Annotated in this window: 6 protein-coding genes; 1 reads left to right on the top strand and 5 read right to left on the bottom strand. The window is 53.8% G+C overall.

Annotated elements, in window-relative coordinates:
- Positions 1-92 precede the first annotated feature (92 nt).
- The 5 genes from JRI89_16615 to JRI89_16595 all read right to left on the bottom strand — a co-directional run bounded on the left by JRI89_16615 (position 93) and on the right by JRI89_16595 (position 2,636).
- Positions 93-455: a GxxExxY protein gene (locus tag JRI89_16615; protein ID MBW2072855.1), complete on the bottom strand. Its 363-nt coding sequence runs from the start codon at positions 453-455 to the stop codon at positions 93-95.
- Positions 456-1,545: 1,090 nt separating this feature from the next.
- Positions 1,546-1,758, bottom strand: a complete 213-nt coding sequence (locus JRI89_16610) for a hypothetical protein (GenBank protein ID MBW2072854.1) — start codon at positions 1,756-1,758, stop codon at positions 1,546-1,548.
- Between the two features lie 90 nt (positions 1,759-1,848).
- On the bottom strand, positions 1,849-2,076 hold the full coding sequence (locus JRI89_16605; protein ID MBW2072853.1) for a hypothetical protein: 228 nt from the start codon (positions 2,074-2,076) through the stop codon (positions 1,849-1,851).
- Positions 2,058-2,306, bottom strand: a complete 249-nt coding sequence (locus JRI89_16600; GenBank protein ID MBW2072852.1) for a hypothetical protein — start codon at positions 2,304-2,306, stop codon at positions 2,058-2,060. Before JRI89_16600 ends, JRI89_16605 begins: the two co-directional genes overlap by 19 nt.
- A 72-nt stretch (positions 2,307-2,378) precedes the next feature.
- Positions 2,379-2,636, bottom strand: a complete 258-nt coding sequence (locus tag JRI89_16595) for a hypothetical protein (GenBank protein ID MBW2072851.1) — start codon at positions 2,634-2,636, stop codon at positions 2,379-2,381.
- A gap of 395 nt (positions 2,637-3,031) precedes the next feature.
- On the opposite strand from JRI89_16595, the gene xrtD reads away from it, so the two are divergent.
- On the top strand, positions 3,032-4,579 hold the full coding sequence (xrtD, locus tag JRI89_16590) for a VPLPA-CTERM-specific exosortase XrtD (GenBank protein MBW2072850.1): 1,548 nt from the start codon (positions 3,032-3,034) through the stop codon (positions 4,577-4,579).
- The last annotated feature ends 253 nt before the right edge of the window (positions 4,580-4,832 follow it).

Below are 4,832 nucleotides of genomic sequence, written 5' to 3'. Positions count from 1 at the left end.
GTTTATCATGTGACAACGTAGTAATTCCGTTGACCATGGAGCGTAAACCACGAATCTTGATTACACAGATTGGTGGTTTGGAAAGGTTGGATTTAGAATACGAATCGTCTGTACTGGAGGGATGCGGCGCCAAAGTTGATAAGAAGGCCAATTTTTAGGCCGCTTGCTTTGAGATAGTTTATGAGTTGAGCTTGTTCAGTACTGGATAAGTCGGCAAGCGCCTTGATCTCGACGATGATTTCATCAAAACATACGAAGTCCGGTTGGTAGGTCTTTTCCAGGAGTTGGCCTTTGTAGGTGATTGCCACATCTGGGTGGACCTTGAATGGGATGTGCTGCAGGGTGAGTTCTTTTTCGAATGCCTCCTGATATACAGCTTCGAGAAAGCCCTGCCCGAGTTCCCTGTGAACTTCCATCGCTGCGCCGATAATGCGGTATGTTCGCTGGTCTTTCATGTTCTTGTCCTCAGATTAGGGTCCACAGATCACTATCCACAGGTTTCTATCCACAGATTACACAGATTAACACAGATTTAAGAATCGCAGGGATGATAGAGGGATGGCTGGCAAGGGCCGTCTGGCGGCCTGGCACGATGTTGCCATCGTGCATATGTGAAGTGTTCGAGTACCACAATGAGCAAGCTCCTTGCGGCTCTCAAACCCTCCCCATATTGCTTGCCCGCAATCCCCGATATTTCCCATCTATTCATTGGCATCAGTCGTCGTTCTATGGGAGCGGCATCCTGCTGCAAGCTCTCCTGATAACTGATAACCCTGCGCCCTTTTCCACAGATTACCTGAACTTTTGAAGTGACAAGCAATCAGTCATAACTCAACAAACCCAAGTGCTCCATGCCCAACGCCCAATGCCATGCGCCCTGCGCCCTTTTTATCCACAGATTACACAGATTAACACAGATTATAGAATCGCAGGGATGATAGAGGGATGGCTGGCAAGGGCCGCCTGGCGGCCTGGCACGATGTTGCCATCGTGCATATGTGGAGTGTTCGAGTACCACAATGAGCAAGCTCCTTGTGGCCCTCAAACCCTCCCCATATTGCTTGGCAGCAATCTATGATATTGCCTGTTTATCATGTGATTGCGGTATCCCTGTTTAAAGAGTATTCAAGGTGCCCGCAGGATCCAGACTCTGTTGGCCAGAGAGCAAGGTCTTCGACAGTGCCAAGCAGCCCTATGATCAAGATCGATGAGAAGGCAGCAGGGGAGGTAGCGAGCAGTGAGAAGAAGCTTGCTTGTTCTTACTGGTCGATACCTCCCCGGCAGGTTCCGCGAAGGCGGGACTCCTCTGCACATGGCAGAGGAGTCTTCACATCGTTCTTATCACGGGCTGCAGGTCCAGCGAAGCCCTCCTAAAATCTGTGAAAATCTGTGGAATCTGTGGATAGGAATTCCTATAACCCTGGCCGCTAGCCGAGTCTGTAGAACCGATAACTGAGAACCATGCAGACTGTGTTCTAGAGGTGGAGACCAGGAACTGAAAGGTCGATTGTGTGAGGGTAACAGGCCCTTATCAGGACAGGCGCACTAAAATTCGGCTTTGACATGCTTGCGAAGCTCTTTGATTGCCAGATCGACAATGTCCCGGGTAACAAAAAGGCTGCTCACATCGTAAAGGCTTGCTATGTAATGTTCGGCTTCCTGTAAAGAGACTATTTCTTTCCTGCAGGCGGCAATGATTATACCTAACGAGCCAACAGGAACCAGGTTCAGAAGCCTTGCAACACTCCGGACCGCCATGTCGTCGGTAAGCAGAGTCTCTATTTTCCTCTGTCGGCACAGAAAAAGGCATTCCTGTTCGCCGGTATGGAGTTCGGTCAGATTGTTGTCTTATATGAATTTGTCGATCTCAGATTGAGGCAGAGAAAATTCTTGAACATGGGTTTGCGAGCGCAGGTCATTTTGGGAGATGCGGTTCTGTCCCACTGTTTCAAACAGTACGGCGCCGGGAATATAGAGAACTTCAAAAATGCGCAGGGCTGGAAGGCAGCCGATTTCATTTAGGTGGATCAGTGGGCCGGAATCTGCGACGGCAGGTTTCAGTTTTCCAGGGCCCACGCCAGATCCTCCATCATTGCTTTGTGCTGGCGTTCAGCCAACTCTACCCAATCGATGCCCGTGAGTTCGATGGCTTTATTTCGATCGATTTTCCCCCGCAAATACTGGCCAAGAACGCGTTCGCGCCACATCTGGCGCACACCGGTCTGGAATGCCTGGGCCATGATTTCCGCTTCCGGCTTTTGCGTTTCTTGAATGATCGTTTCCAGGTATTTCATGGTGTCAGTCATGTTTTCTCCCTGCGAAAACTATGATGTGAATTTCATAAATATTTTTTAATATAACGTAATTATCGTTCTTTCTCAATTGGCAATAATAGCGGCAGTCTCCACTATCAATCTCTCAGCCCTTGAGCTTTTGAACTGATAACCGATAAATGAAAACCCTATGCTCCATGCCCAACGCCCAATGCCCTGCGCCCTTTTTATCCACAGATTCAGGAATTGTTGGGTTGAATCGTTGTCGTGACTGCTCAGGCTGACCGACGTTGGCTCACGAAAAGGCGCAAAGAACGCCAAGGGGAAGGCTTCGCTATAGTGATAGCCCATGAGGGGATCCATGAGAAGGCACCTCTGCAAGGGGCAGAGGAGTTCCGCGGTTGCGGAACTTGCCGGGGAGGGCTCGAGCAGAGAGAAGAAGCGAGCTTCTTCTCTCAGCTCGATACCTCCCCTCATGCCTTCTCATCGATCAGGTAATAAAGGCTACTCAGCACCGCCGAAGGCCCTCTTCCTTTGCGACCTTCCGCCTTCGCCCATGGGGCTATGGCGTGACAAGTCCGCCGTCGCCAGAGGCTATGGCGTGACAAGTTGCGCCTTTGCGTGAGGTATCCGCCATCAAGCGAAGCCATCAGGCAAACGAGGCCTTGTTTTTCCCACGTAGCCGTGAACCGTTTACCGATACGGGCTTCGTAACCCTGGCCGCAAGCCGAGTCTGTAGAACCGATAACTGAACAACCATGTCTCACAACAAGCAGAATAGCAACTGGTGGCTGCCGGGGGTGGTGCTGCTGGGGTGTTTGCTGGGGGCTTACTGGGGAATCTTGCAGGGGCTGGTGCATCAGTGGCTCAGCAATGATGACTACTCACACGGGCTGCTCATTGTGCCTATTGCTGGCTGGCTGGTGTGGCGCAAGAGGGAAGAGCTCGGGCAGGCTGCAGTGCGCTCCGACTGGCGGGGGCTGCTGCTGCTGCTTGCTGCAGTGGGCATCTATGTGGTGGGGGAGCTGGGCGCTGAACTCTTTACGACACGCCTTTCCATGCTGGTGTTCGTGCTGGGCCTCACCTGGATGCTCTACGGCGCTGAAGTGCTGAAGATTCTCCGCTTTCCCCTGGCCTACCTGTTTGTCATGCTGCCCCTGCCGGGCTTCATCTACCGCAACATTACCTTTCCGCTGCAGCTCCATTCATCCACCTGGTCCGTGGACCTGCTGCACACCCTGGGGGTGAGCGCCTACCGGGAGGGCAATATCATTGACCTGGGTTTTGCCCAGTTTCAGGTGGCCGAGGCCTGCAACGGCCTGCGCTTTATCCTGCCCCTGTTTGCCTTTGGCCTGCTCATGGCTTACCTGGGGCAGAAATCTTTCTGGAAAGGGGCGCTGCTCATCCTGGCCACCATTCCCATAGCAATGCTGGCCAATGTGCTGCGCATTTCCGGCACTGGTGTGGCTGCCATGCTGGTAGGAACCAGGGCAGCGGAGGGCTTCTTTCATTCGTTCTCCGGCTGGCTGATTTTCATAGTGTGCTGCGGCCTCTTTCTGCTGCTCGACTTCCTGCTCAGGTTTGCGCCCGGGCACCCGAAGGCCGGGCAAAAAAAACAGGCAGCAGCAACCTCCAATCCTGGCGCAGTGGTTTCCTGGCCGGCTGTGCTGTGTGCTGCGGCTGTGGTTCTGGCCACGCCTCCCATGGTGGACTACCTGGGGCAGGTGCCGCCTGTGCCCCTGCAGAAGCCCCTGAAGAACTTTCCCCTGATCCTGGCAGGCTGGCATGGCACCAGGTCCACGATGGAGTCGAAGATCTGGAAGCAGGTGGGCGGCCAGGACTACGTGTTGATCGACTATTACCGGGAAAAAGAGGATCCGGTCAACCTGTATGTGGCCTACTATGAGTACCAGCGCAAGGGCGGCGATTTTGTCCACTCGCCCAGGCTCTGTCTGCCCGGGGCCGGCTGGTACGTGGCTGAGAACCGAGCGCGGCGCATTGTAGCACCGCCTGATTCAAAAGGCGGCTGGCCCGCATTGAATATCAACGATCTGGTGATCAGCAAGGAGGACCAGAAAGAGCTGGTGTATTTCTGGTACCAGGGGAGGGGACGCAATTTTACCAACGAGTTCGCTGCCAAGTTCTACATGGTGTGGGACGGGTTGTGGCGGCGCCGTACTGACGGCGCCCTGGTGCGCCTCATCACACCCATCGGCCCCGAGCGCACGGAGGAGCAGGCCCGGCAAATGCTGGACAGCTTCGCCCTGAAAACCGCCGCAGTCCTCGAGCAATATTTGCCGAAATGATGGCATCTACAGATCACTATCCACAGGTTTCTTATCCACAGATTATAAGGACACGGCCAGGGCTAGGGTCACGATGCCCGTTTCGTCCAGGGGCCACGTTATACGGTTTTTCCACGTAGCCGTGAACCGTTTGCCGATACGGGCTTCGTAACCGTAGCCGCAAGCCGAGTGTGTTGAACTGACAACCCTGCGCCCAATGCCCTGCGCCCAATGCCCTGCGCCCCTTGAACCGGCAACTGAAAACCCAATAAAC

It is taken from the genome of Deltaproteobacteria bacterium, assembly GCA_019309045.1.
GTDB lineage: Bacteria > Desulfobacterota > Syntrophobacteria > BM002 > BM002 > JAFDGZ01.
The sequence above is the reverse complement of the archived record's forward strand: the minus strand, read 5'-3'. Positions and strand labels throughout refer to the sequence as shown.

Excerpts from the sequence above, each read along its gene's own strand:
- JRI89_16615 (MBW2072855.1), bottom strand. The coding sequence starts at position 455 with ATGAAAGACCAGCGAACATACCGCATTATCGGCGCAGCGATGGAAGTT.
- JRI89_16610 (MBW2072854.1), bottom strand. The coding sequence starts at position 1,758 with ATGGCGGTCCGGAGTGTTGCAAGGCTTCTGAACCTGGTTCCTGTTGGC.
- JRI89_16595 (MBW2072851.1), bottom strand. The coding sequence starts at position 2,636 with ATGGATCCCCTCATGGGCTATCACTATAGCGAAGCCTTCCCCTTGGCG.
- xrtD (MBW2072850.1), top strand. The coding sequence starts at position 3,032 with ATGTCTCACAACAAGCAGAATAGCAACTGGTGGCTGCCGGGGGTGGTG.
- JRI89_16600 (MBW2072852.1), bottom strand. The coding sequence starts at position 2,306 with ATGACTGACACCATGAAATACCTGGAAACGATCATTCAAGAAACGCAA.